The organism is Micromonospora sp. NPDC049900, from assembly GCF_044461025.1.
Taxonomy (GTDB): Bacteria; Actinomycetota; Actinomycetes; order Mycobacteriales; family Micromonosporaceae; genus Micromonospora.
The window spans coordinates 465,228-484,976 of record NZ_JBITKM010000003.1 but is presented as its reverse complement, the minus strand read 5'-3'; the positions used below and the strand labels follow the sequence as shown (position 1 = coordinate 484,976).

The 19,749-nt window shown below is 71.1% G+C and carries 1 protein-coding gene (cut by both window edges); it reads right to left on the bottom strand.

This entire window lies inside a single protein-coding gene on the bottom strand: locus ACIBMZ_RS10325, encoding a hypothetical protein (RefSeq protein ID WP_396692267.1). The 48,663-nt coding sequence extends 11,687 nt beyond the window's left edge and 17,227 nt beyond its right edge, so the window shows coding positions 17,228–36,976, spanning codon 5,743 (partial) through codon 12,326 (partial); reading right to left, the first codon wholly in view occupies window positions 19,745–19,747. The start codon and the stop codon both lie outside this window.

The window sequence follows — 19,749 nt, the reverse complement described above, 5'->3', positions numbered from 1 at the left end:
CGTCAGCCCGGGTCTGCGTCAGGGAGCTGCGGTACGTCTCCACGGCGGACGTGTACCGCTGCCACGCCTCGTCTCGTGCCGCCGCCAGCCGCTGGCGTACCTGCGGACTGAACCCGGGAATGCGCTGGGCACGGTGGAGTCGCCGGTCGGCGTCGCGGGCGGCCCGGTGCAGTCGCTCCCGGACCGGTCGACGGACGGCGTCGCCGTACTCGGGGTGGTACAGATCCCGCCGGAGTGCGACGGCCAGGTTCCACCGGGTGTCCTCGGTGGACAACGGGTGTCGGCGGGCCGCGTCCAGAGCCTGCCGACCGACAGCGTCCCAGCCGGTCTGCTCGTCACCGATGCCCGCCGCAAGGCGGTGCGCCAGGAAGTGTTGTGCTGCCGCCAGGACCGCCCGCCGCAACTCCGTCAGCATGCGGTCCGGCTCGTCCACCACCACCCGCGCCGCCCAGGCGACCGGGTCGAGGCCGCCGGCCGTGCCGGGGTGCGGCACCAGCTCGACCGAGGGCGGCGGCATCTGCTCGGCAGCCGCGAGGTGGTCGGCAATTTCCTGGAGCGCCTCCTCGGCGGCGGACCTGGCCGCATCGGTGCCGCCCGGGTCGGACCGGTCGGGGATCGACACCGACCCGGCAGGTGCATCGGCCGCCCCCGCGACGGCCGTGCTCTGCCAGGCGCGGGTCAGCGCCTCGAAGTGGGTGCGGGCCAACTCGTGCGAGGCCCGCTGCGTCTCCGGGCTCTCCACGGCGAGCACACCCACCGGGTCCGGGTCGAGCGACCACGACAGCGCTGGGGAGGACTCGCCCGCTCCAACGGCGACCAGGTCCGACCCGACCCGCACCGGATCACCACCGTCGGCCGGGTACCGCCAGAACACCGCCAGGTCACGCCGCACCACGATCTCGTCGTCGACGACCGGGGCCGCTGCACCGGAGGGCGGCCCGTCGGTCGGCGCGAAGCCCACCCGGAACGCCCGCAGCCGCTCGTCGTCGGTCTCCACCCAGCCGTCGCTGGAGTACACGTCCACCCGCAGAATCCGCCGCAACCTGTCGGCGAACCGGGTGGACCAGGTGTCGGTGGCGCAGTCGCAGATCGCCAGCACCAGCGGCTGCCCCGACCATCCCGGCGTCCGACGCACCAACTCGGCGAACCCGGCCACCGAGACGTGCCGACCGTTGATCCGGACACCCCGGCGGTCGCCGTGCAGCGCGGCCACGAACGCACCCGCGATGACCGGCAACGACTCCGGCACCGCCGACTCCGGCCCACCCGCCTCCGGCGGCCAGTACCGACCGCCGGGGAAACGGACACCCGCGTCCGCGAACTCTCCACCGGCCGGTGCGTCCAGATCGACGACGGTCGGCGCGGACGGCAGGCCGCTGTCGTCGATCGATCGAGGTCCCGACTCGGCCGGCCAGACGTTGCCCGGCACCAGGCGCTCGACCTGGTGCTTGAGCGACAGCCGCAGGTTCCGCAGTTGCTTCGCGGACTCGTCGGTCTTCTTGCGCAATCTCGGGTACTCATCGAGACGGTCATCCGCCTCGCCGGCCGCCACGCGTACCCGATCGATCGCCGTGAGCCAGGCCGTGGCGAGCGGCCCCAGCCCGGCAGCGTCGTCCGCCAGCCGCCCTGGCAGCTCCGGGAGGTCGACCCGCTCGGACAGCGACGTCAAGGCGGTGCCGAGACTCTCCCGCCGGAACATCTCGTCGTCGTCGGCCGCCTCCACCGCCGCCTGCCCGGGCGGCAGCTCGCCCGCGGCAATCGGCTCGGCAGTGAAATGGTCGAACATGTTGGCGGCCTGCTCCTCGCGGAACCACCGGTTGGCCGCGGATGCCTCTCGGAGGGCTTCGACGTACTCCTGGCGGGCCTCCTGGAACTTCTCGATCTGCGGCCGGTACCCCTTGTCGCGATGCTTCTTCCATTGCTCGATCACGCTCTCGACACCGCTGGGCAGTGGAGACTCTTCGTTCGTGCGGGCTGCCTCGACCGCATCGGAAAGCCGTTGCCATGCCTGCTGCTCGGTCTCGATCCGCTGCGTCAGCTCCTGCCCGGCGACGACCATCCGGTGCCAGGCGTCCTCTGCCTCCTGGGAGGCCCTGCGGTAGGTGGTGGCGGCCGTGTCGACCATCTCGATGGGCGGCGTCAACTTCGCGGCTACGGGCACCGTGATCAGGTGGGTGGTGAACGCCTCCCGCTCGCGCAGCCGGAACCAGAAGCCGTCGGGGACGACCACCTCGACGCCTTCGGCTCGCCGGTCGAGCGTCGCGACGAACCGGTACACGACGTCGGCCCGGTACTCGTAGGTGCGCCCGATGTCGCGGATGCTGCGGTAGCCGGCCGGTTCACCCTCGTCACCGACGGCGTCGTCCTCGGTGTTGGACGTCTCGTTCACCCCGGTGAGCGCGAACAGGTCGGTTTCGTTGATCTCGCCGTCGCGCTGTTTCTGATGGTCGAACGAGGTCTGGAAGAGCAGGTCCTGGATCCCGCTGTCCGCGTGCTGGTGATCGACGCCCGAGGGGGTGAGCGTCACCTTGCGCCGCTCGATCCGGACGACCTCGCCGGTGGACCCGGAAACCGAGTGCAGGCGCACGTTGCGCAGGTTGGCGAGAAGCCGCGCGTCCACGTCCCGCCACGTGCCCTCCGTCGCGCTCCGTACCGAGAGCACCGACACCGTCGGCAGGGCCAACCCGGCCTGTTCGCCGTCCACGTCCGGCAGGCGGCCGGCCGAGTCCCGGTCGCTCGCGTCGTTGATCTGGAAGAAGGTGCTGCTCAGGACGGTTCGCGTGAAGAGGGATTTCAGGGTGGCGCTGGCGTCCGATCCGGCCACCTGGTAGGACGAGCCGATCCGGTCCATCGCCGTGAGGTCGCTGCCCGGCAGCCCGGTGCTGCCGTTGACCATCATGGTGAGCAGGCGCTGCGCCGCGAGCCGCAGTGACACGGTGCCCCGGACCTGGCCGGGCCCGAAGAACGCGGGCAGGCGGACCGCGAGCGGGTCGTTCTTCCACCGCACCAGCCGGGCCGGCTCCACCTCCCAGGACGCCAACAAGCGGATCGTCGTCGGCCCCGGCGAGACGTCCGGCACCTCGCTGCCGCCCGGATGCGCCGGAGTGCTCATCGTCTCGGGTACCCGGACCAGCGGCCGTGTCGGCACACCGGAGATGATCTCGACGGTGCCGTCCCCGTACTCGACGACGGCCTCCGGTAGGAGGTTCACCGCGAATCGCACCGTCGGCCCGGTGGACGTCACCGTGGTGTGCACGCGCAGCAGGCGCGCCTGGTGACGGTACGTGGATCGGCCCCGAGCGCCGCCGACCGCCGCCCCCGGCATCAGCGCGAAGACCGGGCCGTGCGAGGTGCCGTCGCCGGCCAGTCCCTGCACCATGCCCAGGTGGCGGCGGGAGACCGTGTCGTTCTCCTCCTGCCGGATGTGGGCGATGTGATGGTGCTCGATGCTGACGTCGTGTCGCAGGTCCCGGAAGACGGGTTCGCCCTTCTGACGCAGCCGCACGGACACCTCGACGACCCGCCGCCCGAGATAGGTCCGTCGGCGCAGCGCCAACGGGATCCCGTCTTCGAGCAGGTCGTCGAGGAAGGCGTTGACCCCGTCGGCGCGGACCCCGGCCAGCAGGTGCCGCAGACCACCGAGTACGTCGTCGGCGAGATCGTCGGGCAGCGCTCCGCTGATCTGCTCGGCGAGCCGGTCGTGGAGCAACGCCCTCAGCTCGTCCAGGTCGATCTTGTCCTCGAGGACGTTGACCGTCATACCCTGCCCGATCCGCATCGGCTCGGGCGCCCGCCAGGCCCGCTCCCGCCCGAGTGGCGGCGGCAACAGCCCCGCCAGCAGCCGTGCCGTCGCCGGCTCCTGGGGATCGATCAGCAGAGCCAGATCCTGGAGGTCCGACTCGGCGATGTAGACGTAGAGCGAGTCGGGGACCGTCGCCTGCCAGGCCGACGACCGCAGCAGCGGACCTCGCCGGTTGGGCAGCAACGCCAGCAGGTCCCGGGTGCCGGGCAGTTCGGTGAGCAGGTTGCCCCACCGTGCGGTGGCCAGGGCGAGGTACTGCAGATCGGCCTTCAGCACCAGGTAGCGACCGGTGTGCGACCGGTTGCGCTCCTGGGCGCCGGTGACCTCCTGGCGCATGGCCCGGATCCGCTCCCGGTCGTAGTAGTAGCTCCCGAACAGACGGCCGGCGAAGCGTCCGGCGGGATGGTCGGGAGTCCAGCCGGGTCCGGTCACCACGCCGCCGGTCCACTTGGTTCCCCTGCCTCGTGAGACGAACGCGCCGCTGGTGCCCCGGTAGTAGTCCTCCACGGACAGCGCGTCGATGTACTGCTCCAGCCGCCAGTTGACCGGTACGACCCGCGTCGCCACCCCGGCGTGCCAGTCGGCGTAGCTGCCGTCCCCGAGCAGACCGCCCAGTTGGAATCCGCCCGGCGCGGTGAGTGTGCTGAAGTGCCCCTTCTGCACCGACTCCTCGAGCGCGTCGTTGAGCGCCTCGTTGACCGGGGTGCCCGAGGTGGTCATGATCGGCGAACCGTTGCTGACGTCGCGTATCGCCAGTTCGGCGAGGGTCGTCAACACCCCCGGCTGGACGTCCATCGCGTCGATGTGGGTGGCGCGGGTCAGCAGTTGCGGGCGGGCGCTGTCAAGCAGAGTTCGGGCGTCCGCAGGGGCGATCTCGACCGGTGGGGTGTGCGTCGCCGCCGCGATCGTGACCGGCGTGACGCCGGGCTCGACACGCCAGGACAGGTCCGACGGTGTCCACAGGCTCACCGTCCCCTGCGGTGGCTCGCCCCCGGTCAGCAGCCGTTCCGGCGGGCTCACCTGCATCCGCCAGCCGCTGTTGGCCCACGCCACGAGCGCCGAACGCCGCCACCGTGCCGGCCGTCGGTGGTGCAGCCAGAGCGCGTCGAAGTCGAGGTCGAAGTCGAACACCTCCACCCCGGTCGCCCGATTGGCCCAGCGGTACGTCAGCACCGGTGCGCCGAAACCGCCGGATCTGACCCGTGGCCAGCTCACCTTGCCGACCACACCGAACCGGCCACCGATCTCGGTGGCCAACGACTTCACCGCCACCGCGAGTTCGGGCCCGGTGGAGTACGCCTGCTCACGGGCGTGGGTGGAGCTCACCAGGTCGGTCAGGACCGCGACGTCCACCGGCTTGATCAGGCCGGTGCTCCCGGCGTGCCGCCGGTTGCTCAACGTCCCCTTCACCACGAGTTCGTAGTAGTCGGAGTGCAGCACGCCGAACTGCCGGAAATTCATCCGCGTACCGCTGCCGATCAGCGGGGACAGGCCGCCGCTGATCGACGAGGTCCGCGCGAGGCCGGCTGCCAGCGTGCGGTAGTTCTGCACGATGTCGTAGACGTCCCTCAGGCGCCGGTCGGACGGCTGCACCGTCCGCCAACCGGGGAACAGTTCCTGTTTGCTCGATTCGAGTTCGCCGAGCAACCGGTCGTGCAGGTCACGCAGGCCGGTGAGGTCGGCCACCACCGAACTGCCGATCGTGGTCGGATGCTCCCGCGACAGGTACCTCGGCGGCTGGATCCGATCGCCGTTGGTGGGCGTACGGCCCACTCCCCTTCGTGCGCTGGACTTGCCCGGATAGCGGAACGTCAGATCGGTCACCCGCTGTGGGTTGACCACCCGGTCGGCGTCGGCCAACCGCCGGACCTCTTCCACCTGCATCCGGACGAGCAGGGTCACCACGGCGTGCTGGGCCGGCTGGTCACCCATCGGTTCGATGTCGAAGGTGACGTCGACCGCGTACAGCGCGGTCTGGCCGACGGTCTCGGCGAACTTCTGGCTCACCGCACCACTGCCGGCGGCACCGCCGCGAGTCCGTCGGAACGACTTGCCGAACAGCCACCGCAGACCGCCGGACACGGTGATTCCGAACCCCCGGTAACGCGATCCGGGTCCGGCGCCCACCGTTCCGCTGAGGCCGTCGATGACGCCGGTCTCGGCGGCCACCTCGATCGACTTGGCGAAGATGTGCCGCATCGCCACGTCGTCGTCCATCTCGGTGACGGAGAGCAACTGGGCGGCACCGAACTCCGCGCGTACCCGCTCCGCCGCGATGGGCTTGGCGTTCCGGTCGTCGGTCAGGACCGGGGCGTACTGGTAGGTGTCCACCATCTCGTGGATCGTGTTACCGACCTCGCCCCGGTCGGAGAAGTCGTACAGGGTGGCTCGGGCCGACCCGCCCACCCCGAGGGGCCGGCCCGCCGCCGCGGCCATCGCGTCGACCAACGTCGTCGTGTCGCCGACATCGTCGACGACGAACGCCCGCGGCAGTTCGCCCTGGAAGTCGATCGTCGGCGGAAGATCGCCGGCGGTCACCGGTTCCCGGGCGACCGGACGCTCGCTCGGCTGCGGGACCAGCCGACCCGAGGGCGTACGCCGCAGTTGCTTCAGGTCGATGCCCGACTGCTCATGGCTCTTCTTCCGGAACCGCATCCACCGGACCAGGCGCCTCGGCCGCGACTCGATCCTGCTCGAGCTGCTGGGCTGGCGGATGACCGACGACGCGGACGAGTCGGTGGAGCTGCGCCGGGAGATGGTCGGTGGTGACCTGTCACCGCTCGGTTCGCTGCCCCAGATGTCCTGTCGGAACTGTGGCGACGGGTGGCTCGACTCGGAGATGACGGAGTCGGCGAGCACCGATTCGGCGTCGTTCGACGACCTGACCGAATCGGACGCCGAGAAGGTGGTGGCTCGGGCCTTGCCCTTCACGTTCGCCGACGGACGCGTCATGTAGACCGGCACGTCGAGCAGCACCGACCCCGACAGCAGCCGGCTGTGCGGTTCACCGCGTACCGCCTGTCCCGCTTCGGCACCGGGGGCGATGCTGGTCACCGTCCATCTGCTGTCGGCGCGGAAGGCGGTGGCGGTGGTGCCGCTGCGCAGCATCCGGGTGTGCAGGACCCCTGCGGACCTGCTCATGGTGCTCGCCGGCTCGTTACGCGTGATCGCGACGTGCACGGCGACGAAACCAGCCGTCAGAGCACCGAACAGCGCCGAGAACGGTAGGTGGACGGTACGCGGACGGAGGAACTTCTTGAGGTACTTCTGCTTGCGCGCGGACAGGGTGGCGCTGTCCAGCCGCCGGGAGCTCGGTATTCCCGGGAACTTCTCCTCGACCAGGGCGTTGACCAGTTTCGAGCCGACGTGCAACTCGATCGGGATGCCGTCGCGGCGCATGAAGTACCGGTTGCCGTTGACGAGGAAGCCGCGGTACCGGTGTTCGAGGTCGTACCGCAGCCGCACCATGCCGGGGTCGTGGTCGGGGACGCCGTGCCCGACCGCTTCCTGGACCAGCGCCAACACCTGGGCGGCCTCGGCCGGGAGCAGGGTCGCGTCGGCCGGGCCGAGGAGCTGGCCCTCGACCAGGTGCCTCGGCAACTCCCAGCGGTCCGCGGCCCGGTCGACGGGCAGGGCGAGCGCCTCGTCGGCGGAGGGTGGCACCGCTTGTGCCGGAGCGGACCGGTACCGCTCCTGCCAGGCGCTCAGCACACGGTGCAGCCGCACCTTGTGCCCCGGCTGTTTGATCTCGTCGACCAGGTCCACGAGCGCGCGGAGGTCGTCGTTGGTGATCGGCCGGTCGGCGGACGCGCCCCGCCATCCACGCAGCAGGTCGGTCAGCAGCTCCGGACGCATCCGATCCTGCGCACCCGGGGTACGCCGCCACAACGGGTCACGTCGGACCGCGTCCACCAGGCGCCGTACCCGCCGCAACAACGTGGCCCGCCGCGCCTCGTCGCTCTCGACGAGTTCTCCCGGGTACAACGCCTCGGTGAGACCGACGATGTGGAACAGCCGTCGTCGGGCCCAGATCGGGATGTCCGGACGCCGGGCCCAGGGGCGCAACCGGGACATCTCCTGTCCCCACTGCGCGGTGCTCGATTGGTGGTACAGCCCGACCGCCTGCGCGGTCTCCCGCAACCAGGACCCGAAACCTCCGTCGACACCGGCCAACCGACTGAGCAGCTCCCACATCTGCCGGTGCCAGTCGGACAGTTCCGTCCCGAACCCGAACCATGAGGTCAGCTCCGCGTCGGCCACCGCCCGGTCCAGGTCGACGTCGAACCGGCCCAGGTCCGCGCGGAGCAGGGCCATCGCCTGCCCGGCGAGGGGCGCCCATTCGTCCTGGCCACCGAAGGCCAACTCCTGGCGTGCGCCCAGGCTCCGCCGTGCCCGCTCGATCCGGTCGCTGAGCTGCGACCATCGGCGACCGAACCGGCCGCTGTCCGCGCCGCCCAGGCGGGCCAGCCGGACCCGTACCTCGTCCGTCGCCACCGGACGGTTCCGGAGTATGAGAGCGTCGAGCGATACAGCGAGTTGCGCCGGTCGGTCGCTCCAGAGCGCGTGGTACCGGTTGTCGTCGGTGCGCAGCAGGTACAGCATCGGACCGGACTCGCCCCACGCCGGATAGGACCGGAAGTGTCCGGGCTCGACCTCGTCGAAGGCCTGGAACCGGAACGCCCCGGTGCCGCCGAGGCCACGGACGGCGCCGTGCAGCCACTCGAAGATCTCCTGGTCCCAGTCCAGTCCGGCCGGGACCGCTTCGGTGAACCGCAGCAGTTGCGCGGACGTCGGCACCCGCCGCACGCCGGTGGCCACCACCAGCTCCCGCACCGCCCGCAACACGGCCTGCGCCGACGACCCGCCCATGCCCGGTGACAGCGCCTCCGGCAGTCGGGGTGCGGCCCCCTCCCGCTGGTACTCGCCGTCGGCGGTCACCTCCCAGCCGTCTTCCGAGGGTGGCCCTGCCGTCGCCGGCAGCAGATCCTCGGCCGGTCCGGTCCAGGCCGGGGCGTAGCTGCCGTCGCGGGAGTCGTGGACCAGGTGGAACAGCGGACCGAGGTCGCCCCGGACCGGCTCACCGACGACGGTCTCGCCGTCGGTCACGAAGACCTGCGCGCGGAAGCCGAGTTCCTGCCCCATCACGGTGAGCAGAGCCGCGTCGGCGGGGTGCTCCGGCACCGTCCCGGCGGGCAGGACCTCCGCCTCGCTCAGGTGCTGCCACAGTCCCTCGGCGGTCGCCGGATGTCCGTGCACGGTCATCAGTCGGGCCACCGCGTCGGCCAGTCCGATCGCGTCGGCGCGGTCGGCGGGGCTGACGTTCAGCCCGTCGGGCAGGCGAACGGCCCGCACGCCGGGCACCGGAGCGAATCCGCCGTCTCCGGATCTCGCCCACTCCCGCCTGCGCAGCGGGGCGATGCCGTTGTACGCCGACTCGTAGACGAAGATCAGCGGCCCGGAGTCGCCCTCGATCGGGTACGCCCGGTATCTGCCCTGGCCGACGTCCTCGAACGCCTGCAACCGGAACGGGACCGGTTCCGCGGACTGTGCCGCGCCCGCAGATCGTTTCGCCGCCCAGTGCAGAAGCCGGAAGATCCGCCGGGGCCAGGCGAGGTCCGCATAGAACGTCGACTTCTCCTCCAGTGCCGAGCGCGGTGGCAACCGCCGGGTGCCCATCACCTCCGTCAGCAACATCTCCACCGTGAACACGATCTGGTCGGCCCGACCGCTCACCCGGGTATCGAATGTCGACAGGCCCGGCGGGAGTTCGGCGGTGGTCGTCTCCTGGTAGCCGCCGGTCGACGTCACCGGCCATCCGCGCAGCCGGTGCAGCGTCTGCCCCGCCAGGTACGCGAACACCACCTCGCCGGAGTCGCCCTGCACCGGGTACGCCCGAACGTCGCCCGAATCCAGCCGTTCGAAGCCCTGAAGTCGGAACGGGACGCCGCCCGCATCGGCCGCCGCCGCCCGGAGCAAGGTGTACAACTGCTCGTCCCACCGCTCCGCTTCGGTGGGCGCCGACGAGGTCGCCGGGGGCATGTCCCGCAACTGGCGCAACGTGGGCAGCCGTGCCGGTCGGGCCCCGGCAGCCAGCAGTTCCTGCACCACCCGGAGGAGGTCTTCGTCCTCCTGCTCGGCGACACCGGAGTCGTCGAACCACAACCCCGTGGGCAGCCCGGCGACCTCCCCTTCCTGGTATGCGCCGTCGGGGCGAAGGTCCCAGCCGCCGGTGCCGCGAACCGGTGTCACCAGAGCCGACGACATGTCGATCGACGGCTGCTGCGCCAACACGCTGATCACCGACTCACGACGATCACTCGGGTGGCTCTGCGAGACCTCCTGCGCGGCCGCCTCGACCGCCTCGGCCAGCTCGGCCCGGAAGGTCGCCAGGTCCGCGTGCAGGCCGCCGGCCAACCGGCTGGCGCGCTCCCGCTGGCCCGAGCCGGGGTCCTGCCGCTCGACATCCGGGCGGGTAGCCCACTGCCACGCCTGGCCGATGCGCCGCCGCAGCACGGACCAACCGGCTTCCATGACGGTTCGCGATTCGCCGTGCAGTTCGTCGATCCGGTCGATGATCTCCCGCTCGACCAGGGGTGTCCCGTCCACGGCGAGCGACCGCAGCCAGAGCACGCTCCGACGCCACTGCCGGGCCGTCGCGACGACCGGGGTCTCGACGACGCCGGTGGCGGAGTCGGACGCGTATCGACCACCCGGCGTCACCGTGTCGGGGATACCGAGTCGCGTCTGCCGGATCCGGCGCACGAGTCCGGGCACCGATTCGGGACGCCCGGTGTCTCCGGCCAGTCGTGCAGCGTCCTGGCCCAGGAAATGGCGGTGCACGACCGCCTCGCTCCGCACGTCGACGAACGTGTCGATGAGCTCGTCGCCGTCGCCTGACACCGGCAGGACATGGACGAGATCGCTCTCCGGCGTTCGCATGAATGCCTGCATCCGGAACCCCGGCTCGCGGTCCATCAGGTTCCGCGACGCCTCGCCAACGCCGTCCATGAGGGAGACGAGAGGCCCCTCGCTGTTCCGGGATGTCCACCGCAGCAGGTAGTCGACCCACTCGTCCTGCGTCGGGACCCGCTCCGGCGCGGTCCGGGCGATCACCAGGCGCAACAGAGACGTGAAGAACTCCACGTTACTGAGCGGCCGTGACCGGGTCTCGCGCAGCGCTTCGGGGAGATCGTCGGCGGCGTCGTCGTCGGGATGCGTGTACGTGCCGTCGGCGGCACGCTGCCACCCGAGGTCGTCACCGACGGCGGCGACCGCCACCGGAGCCTCCGCCGGGTCAGGAGGACTGGCGTCCAGCTCCGTGGTCCCGTCGAGGTGCTCACGGTCGCCTGTGGTGGTGGTCGGCTCCGGCTCGTCGACCGTCACCGCGTCGCCGAGCCGCACCCCCCAGGCCAGCCACTCGTGCATCGCGTGCAGTTCGGCTCGCAGCGCGGCCAGGTTCGGCCCGGGGGCCTGGTCGCCGACCAACGGGATCAACCAGACCGACAGTTCGTCCCTGGGCACCTGCGGCGCGACCCTCGCGCGGACCCGGTCGCCGAGCTGCGCCAGCAGCGCAGCACCGCCGGTCACCCCCTGCTCGGCCGCCGACCGGCCGCCGACGATCGGCAGTCCGTCCGGCCCGGACAGGTACCCGACCACGATCCCGCCCGCAGCGAAGGGCAGCGGATGCTCCGGCCGTACCCCGTCCCAGCCGAAGATCTGTTCCTGCCAATCCACCGTCGTGGTGGTGGCGAACACCTGGTCGAGCCAGTCGTTGGCGGTCAGGTAGCGGTCTGATGCCGCCGCTGTGTCCACCTCTGGGGACTGCAACGGCTCCAGCACGCGCCGCAGGCGTAGCGGGAAGTCGGGATCCCGTGCGTCGGCATCCTCGTAGAACGACCCGTAGCGGCTGAGCAGGCTCTCCGCGAAGTCGACCACGGATCCACCCCGATCGGGCCCGGCCGGCCACAGCCGGTACGCCGCGCTCAGTCTCGGCAGATTGAGACCGTGCACGCCGTAGGCGATCGCCGCCAGCTCGGCCACGTGCACCAGGTCCCGGCGGGAGCGGAGAGCGTCCTCGTCGGACGTCGGCATGCCGAGCCGTCCCGCCAGCGCGGTCAGGGCGCGTACCGCGACCGCCGGGTCGACCGGCACACCGGTGGGCTCGGTGAGCCCGGCCTCCTCGGCCTGCTCCAGCAGAGCATGGAGCAGGAGACGAAGGGAGTCGGCGTCCTGGCTCGGGTTGGCGTACGCACTCAACCTGGCCCGGAAGTCGCCCGACGAGTAGCCGGTCCCGAGAGCGCGGCGTACCAGGTCCCCGTCGGCCGCCGCGACGTCGTCGGTCGTGGTGTAGCCGTCCTCGTCGATCACCGGCGGTGTGCGGGACGGCCGGTGCACGTGCACGAAGCCGTCGTCGAAGTCGACGCCGATGTGACTGGCCAGGACTCGGGCCACCCAGATCCCGGCGCCCACGACCGTCCAGGGCGTCTCCCGCTCCGGGGTGCCGATGACCACGCGGGCGGCACCGGCACCGGTCAGGTCCGGCGATGCGTCGACCGGGCCGACCCACACCCGGTCGTCCACGGTCGTCACCTGCCAGCCCGGATAGAGCTCGAAGGCACCGTCGCCGAGGTTGCGCAGGAGGTAGGGCTTGGCGAGGGTCAGCGTCTGGCGCTGTGGATCCAGGTGGACCGTGTAGTAGCCGGCGAAGGGCGGCAGGGTGACGGCGTGGTTCCGAGCGTGGGGTACCAGATGGGCGGTGTGCGGTCCGGACACGTCCAGCAGGTCCGGAGCGAGTGCCAGCAGGTGCCAGCCGCCGAGTATCTCGGCCAGACCCAGCGCCTCCGGCACGGTGAGCCGTCGGGCCGGCGTGCCCACCAGCTCCACCAGCGACGGCCTCCGCAGTCCGGCGGCCAGTGCCGCCAGCACCGGCCCGGCATCATCCAGATCATCGAGCCGCACCACCACCAGCGGCCGGTCCGCGCTCGCCAGGCGGGCCGGTGGCACCGCTTCCACCGACGACGACGGAGACACGAAGCTGCCGGCGGGGATGGCCAGCGCGGTGTATCCCTCCGGCGGCACGACCTGGGCGTTCGGGTCCGTCAGCCAGTCCTGTACCGAGCCGCCGGCCTCGAAGTCGACCTGGATGAGGTGCGCCTGCGTCTCGAGCGGCAGAGCCATGTAGAGGATGGCCGCGTCGGCCATCTCCCGCATCGCCACGGCCTGCCGCTGGCCCAACCAGCGGCGGAGCCGAGGGCTGAATCCGTCGATGCTATCCACCACGTCGAGCAGGCGGGTCGCCTCACGGTAGGGCGCCCCGGCGGCGGTGATCGCATCGATGACCCGGCGGCTCTGCTCGCTGTCGACCGTGATCTCCGTCCACAACCGCTCACCCGAGCCGATCCGCAGGTCGCCGGCCACCTGACTGGCGGCCAGTTCGTTGCGGACCCGGGCATCGTCGGTCAGCGGCGTGATGGCGAAGGCACCGACCAGTCCGGTCACCGCCTGGCCGGCCACCACCGCCTGCTCGTAGTGCACCATCTCGTGCACCAGGGTGGAGACCATGCTGTCGAAGGCACTCGGGTCGACGTTGACCCGCCACGCCTGGCGGGAGAAGAGACCGGCGGCGCCGGCCCTCTGGTTTCCACCGACGGTGAGGTTCTGCGGCAGCAGCAGTGGGCCACCGACGTGGGCCGCGATCACATTCGCCAGGCTCCGCCACGCCTCCCTGTCCTCATTCGCGAGTAGGGCGCGATGCTCCTGTACATGCGCTCGCACGGCGTCGTGCAGTGCCGGATCCGAGGTCGCCAGCAGCCGGTGGTCCAGCAGCGGATCGGACGGCCCGACGACCGTGACGGGCAGCGGTCGGGCCTGCCGCAACGTACGCCAGGCCTCCTGCTCCTGGAAGGCGTCCACCTGGATCTGGCGCGTCGCCGGATCGACGGTGTTGGTGTGGCCCGGCCGCACCGTCCACCCGTCGTCGACCAACTCGGTCAGGACCTGTTGGTCGTGATAGCGCTCCAGGAGCTCGTCGAGTGGAGTGGGACGGTGTGCATTCGTCACCGTGCCGGCCCCGTCCACCCGCGCGTAGACGAGGGCGCTACGTCGTCCGGTGACGAGCCGGTACAGCCCGACCCCGGGCAGCGTCAGATGATCACGGATCCGCGTACCGGCGTCGACGACGTGCCGGACGTGGTCGATCGCCGAGTCCAGCCCGGCGGCCTCGGCGTACCGGGCGAAATACCTCTCGTCGGACGGGGACATGAGGGGTGCCCGCCACCGCCGGCCGCCGTCCGCGTCGGCAACCGCACGGAGGCGGTAGATGTCGCGTCCCGTCTCCGGACTGACGATCTGGAAGGTCTCCGGATCGATCCTGCGGCCCGACACCGGACGGGTTCCGCCGTCCGCCAGCGTCTCCGTGACCACGTCGAGCGGGGTGCCGTCCGGACCGGTCGGCTCCCATCCGCCCGCCTCACCCACCCACGACGTGCGGAGTACGCGGGCCGACGGGGCACCGCCCGTCGGCGGCAGCGTCCATCCCAACTGCTCCAGCCGGTCGCGGGCCACCCGGTTGGCGATCACCCTGGACACGCGGTAGTCCTCCGCGGCGAATCCGGGCGAGGCGACCGACAACCCGGCGAAGGACCCTACCCCCGGCGCGGGTCGCATGCCGTACTCGTCGACGAGTACCCGCCGGATCCGGTCGTTCGTGACGAACCTCGACTGGTAGTACTCCTTGCCGCTGTTCTCGGTGACCAGGTATGCGGCCAGGTGCACGAGGCCGGGCACGTCGGAGTTGTTGTACAGCGCCATCGTCGTCACGTGGTCGGCGTCCGCCCGCATGGTGTTGACGGTGTGACTGCCGCGAGCGTCTCCCCGCGGGCCGAAGACGTCGAGGATGATCCAGCCACCCTCCTCCACGGTGCCCGCCAGCGGCTCCCGCAGCCGCACGTACGAGCCGTCCGGGGCCAGCGCCACCGGCCGGACCAGCGCTGCGGTCTCCTGGAGGACCGGCCAGGCCGTACCGTCGAAGGCGTTCAGGTCGACGCGCCGATCGGCCGGGTCGACGGCACTGGTGTGACCGGCGCTCAGGGTCCATCCGGCGTCGCGCAGTGTCGTCACGACATCGTGCGCGGCGAAGCGGTCCAGGACCCGATCCAGCGGCGACGGTCGATGCGCCGACCACACCTCGTCGTTTACGACCCTGGCCCGGACCAGCACGGTCTGTCCGCCCACCCGATGCCGGTAGAGCTGGTGGCCGGCGGCTCCGACCTCCACGGCCCCGGTGACGGGCTCACCATGGGTCACGATGTGCGTGACGAAGTCGCGTGCCTTGTCCTCGGCCGTACGCGAGCCCAGCACCCGCTCCATCCGGTGCCGGACCCGCTCGGCGGTGCCCTGGGCAGCCGTCCAGCCGACGTCCCTGGCGAGTGCGTGGAAGTGGCGCGCGTCCTGCGCCGACAGCACGCCTGCCGTCCAGGCGCGAGCGCCGTCCGGACCGGTCCTGGCGGTCAGGCGATAGGCGGCACGTCCGGTCGTCGGGTCGACGATCTGGAAGTCACCGGCAGCGTCGTGCCGGCCTGCCACCCGACGGGATCCGCCGTCCGCCAGCGTCTCGGTGACCACCGCCAACGGGGTACCGTCCGGAGCCGTCGGTGCCCATGCCGCATCATCGCTGGTCCACGGGTGGGTGAACGTCGGCGTCGTCGCGGCCCCACCATCCGGGGCCAGTGTCCACCCGGCCTGCTCCAGCCGCTCCTGCGCGATCCGGTTGACCGTTTCACGCGAGCCCCGATAGTCGGGTGCCCCCTCGACGGAGGAGGGCAGCGTCTCCATCCGGTACTCGTCGCGAAGGCGCTGCTGCACCTTCTGGTTGATCACCTTGAGTAGCCGAAAATCGGGTCGGGTGCTGTGCCGGGTCGCGTGCCAGGCGACCAGGTCCAGGGCTCCGGGAACGTCGGAGTGGTTCACCAGCGACGAGGTACCGACGAAGTCGTCACTCTCGACCGTGCGCGTGTCGAAGCTGCCCCGCGCGGTGCCGTCGGGCCGGTACACGTCGAAACCGGTGAAGCCGTACCGGCCGTCGGTGCCCTGCGACGGCGGACGCGCCAGCACGTACGAGCCGTCCGGGGCCACCGCGACCAGGTACGGCATCACCTCGGGGGCCGCCGCACCTCCGGCACCGGCGACCGACACCGGAGCCTCCGCCGGGTCAGGAGGACTGGCGTCCCACGAGCCGAGATCCGAGTCCGTCTCGGCGTCCGGCAGGCGGTCCTCTTCGGCTGCGGCCCGGAGGCGGTCCTCCGTCACGCCCAGCAGGCCGTGACGTTCGTGCACATCGAGGGCGACCTGCAGCAGTCCCACTCGGGCGCTCTCGTCGACGACGTCTCCCTGACCACCGGTGTGCAGGCCGACCCGACGCGCCAACCCGGTCAACAGATCGACGACCCGGTCCGGATCGGCCTCCGCATCCCCACCGGCGAGACCGACCAGTTGGTCGAGCAGCATGAACGGCAGGTAGCCGTCGGAGCTACCCATCTGCCAACCCGTGGCTTGGAGATCACCCTCGGCACCGAAGGCGTGGCTCCACAACAACCCGTCATGCGGATCGACGGCGAGCACGTCGTTGATCTGGCGGAGCGCTGGTGGCGGACCGACGTCTCCGTACACCTTCCACAGATCGTCGCCCGGGGGCCTGCCGGCCTGCGACGCCAACCCTTCGGTGAGCCAGATCCCGAGCCGGACGACCGACCACGGTGTCGCCACCCCCGGTGCACTGATGGCGACCGACTCGACCCCGAAGGAGGGCACGATGTTGACGGTTTCGTCGGGTCGGATCCAGATCCGGTGCGGCGTGACCTGCACCGCCCAGCCCGGCACGAGTGCGAATCGGCCGCCACCCAGGTTGGCCAACTGCGTCACGTGCGACACCGGCAACGGCTCGCTCTGCGGCTCGGCATGGACCGTGTAGTAGGAGACGAAGGGTCCGACCGCCCGAGTGTGTGCGCGGGAGTATCCGACGAGATGGTCGGCCCGTTCACCCCGGGTGATCAGATCCGCCCGCAGTGCCAGGTTCTGACGGTCCTGCAACAGACCGGCCAGGGCCATCACCCGTGCCCCGGCGACCCGGGGCACGACCAGATCGACGAGGGCGTTCGCCGGTAGGTCGGTGGCCACCCGGCGGAGGATCTGTCCGGCCTCCTCCGCAGAGGCCGCGTGCACCACCACGATCGGGCGCTCGGGGTGCACGAGATGGCTCGGCGGTGGGACGGCGGCACCGTTCGTCGCTCGGAGTTGGACGCCAGGGGGCCCCGACCATGCCACCTCGACGCCCGAGTCCGGGTCGATCCGGATGTCGATCTCCGCACGCCAGTCGCGGACCGATCCGTCGGCGAGCAGACGATCGTGGATGCCCCGCACATGCGTCTCGACCGACGGGTTGTGCATCAGGGCAAGCATGTCGGCGCGGAACCGCAAGACCTTGCTCTTGTCACGCGTGAGGCGTCGGTCCAGTCGCGTCGAAAGCTCGCCGTCCTCGGCGGAGCGCACGTCCGTTTCGAGGCCGAGCCATGTGTCAGCAGCCTGTAGGGCGCGCTGCAACGGTTCCCGCATGCCTTCGGCTTCCGGATCCCGCAAACTCCTGGCCGAGGCGATCCGACGATCGCCGGCGGGAACGGACATCCGCGGGAGGTGACGTCGGGCGGGAGGGGCGGCGACGGGACGGTCGACCGACTCCCGGAGAGCCCTCCCGTCATGCCCCGCCTGTTCCACGAGCATCCGCTGCTCGGCGCGCAGAATCTCCGCGAACAGCGTGCCGAGGGTGCGGTCGACCGGCTCCGTGCTGATGCTCAACGACCACTCTGCGTAGCTCAGGGCGGTGGGCCTTCCCGGCACCACCTCGACGCGGAGTTGCGGCAGGCCGACCCAGTCGGTCAGCAGGTTCGTCAGCTCCGTCCATGCCTGATCCCGTGCGCCGCCGCCTGCGGTGAGCGTCGCGTGGTGCTCACGAGCCCAGGTACGCACGACTGCGGTCAACTCGGGGTCGAGAACGTCGAGAGGCGGCAGGACCGGGCTCTCGGGGTCGATGGTCGCGACCGGCGACAGCGGTCGGTACGCCATGTCGGTGGATCGGTCGAGATACAGGACCGGACGCTCGCCCGGATTGGTGTGCTCTGCGAGCACACCACTGCGGACCACGATGTCGACGTCGAGTGCCCGAGCCAGCACCACGGCCAGGTCACGGCTCACCGTCGGGTCGCGGGGTTGCTGCTGCCCCAGGTGCTCCACCAGAGCGTCCAACCGGCCCTCCGGGGCGCTGCCGAGCGCGGCGGCGGACTCCTGCGGCGGGAGCGTACGCGCCAGCTCCGCGCGCAGAAGACGCCGCCGACTCTCCCGTGCCCAGCCGTCGAGCGCTGCCTGGACCAGACGCGAGAACTCCTGATCGCTGGCCCCTGGATGCTCGCGCCGGATGTTGTCCTCGGCGATGGCCCGTCGGTGCTCGGTCGGTTCGGGCGCTGCGGCCAGCGCCGGGAGCCGCGACCCCAGTTCGAGCAGCGCACCGGGCGGCATCGATTCGACACGCCGTACCGGTTCCGCGCTGGCAAGGTCGCGATCGAGGTCACCGAGCTGCTCGATCTGCGCCACCACGTGGCGGCGCAGTCCTGCCGGGGCGCTGACCCCGGAGGGAAGGCGAACACCCTGCCACCCGGCGGCGTCGATGACGGCGCCCAGCAGACCGTGTTGCGCCCACCGTCCCGGCCGCGGATGCAACTCCGGCGTCGACACGGAGAACCGGCCCGGCTCCCGTTGCGCCAGCCACGTGCCGATCCGGTGCAACAGGCTCGTGGCGGGTGCGGACCGCACGCCGTCCAGCCATCCCGCTGCGGTCCGCAGGATCGCGACGTCCTCTTCGGTGGCGCTCTCCGGCCGGGCAGGGGTGGCCAACCAGACCGACTGGGCCGTCTCGTACGGGTCGGCGACGCTCGGGACGGAGGTGGGCAAGGTCCACTCGGGCAGGGGCATCTGCGCCTGGAATCGCTCGTGCCAGACGCTCACCGACTCGTCGCTGTCGTCCAGTAGGTCCCACAGGTTCGCGGCGGCTCGGCGCCGGTCGGCGCGTGCGGAGTCGAGGTCCGTGCCGGGTGGTAGTGCGCTGACGAAGGCGTGGAACCGGGCGTAGAGCCCATGCCAGTACCGCAACGAGAGGTGGCGCGTGTAGGTCCGCTGCACCGCCTCCCTGGCGGGGAGATCCGAGTCTCCCTCGACGATCTCGGCCAGGAACGCGGCGGGGTGCTCGTCGTCGGGAGCGAGCAACGGCATGTCCGGCCCCCACCGGACGCCTCGCGGCAGACTGGTCAGTCGCTCGCCCGACGGATGTGACGACGTCAACACGAAAAGTGAGGCGATCTGCGTGGCTCCTGGTGGGTCCAGGTCCAGCACGTCCAGCAACGCGTGAAAGTCCGTCCAGCCGGACAGATCGAGCAGCCAGTCGTCGAGCCAGCGCAGCTCGGGATCGAGCCGGTCGTACCCGCCACCACGCGACGGGACGGGCCTGGTGCTACCGACACCGCCTTCCACCGCCCGGATCAGCGCGAGGATGAGTCGCAGCCGCGCCTGTAGCCCCCCCAGCCCGAACGCGAGAGACAACGGCATCCACCCGGTACGCACGTACTGTAACGTGCTCGTGATCTTGGCCCGACGACCGGACTGCCCGCTGACGGCGGCGCGGTCCGGACTGGACGACAAACGGAGCAGGAGGTCCGCGTACGTCTCTGCGACGTCGTCGAACGGACGGGACAAGGAGCCCGATTCCAGGCCGGGAGAGCGGGCAGTAATGAGGACAGATGTCTCACCGGCCCACGGTCGCAGTGTCTCCATCAGCAGACCGAGCGCCCGCCACACCGGCGGACTGTCCACCAGCCCGGTCAGAACGACGTCATATTCCTCAGAGC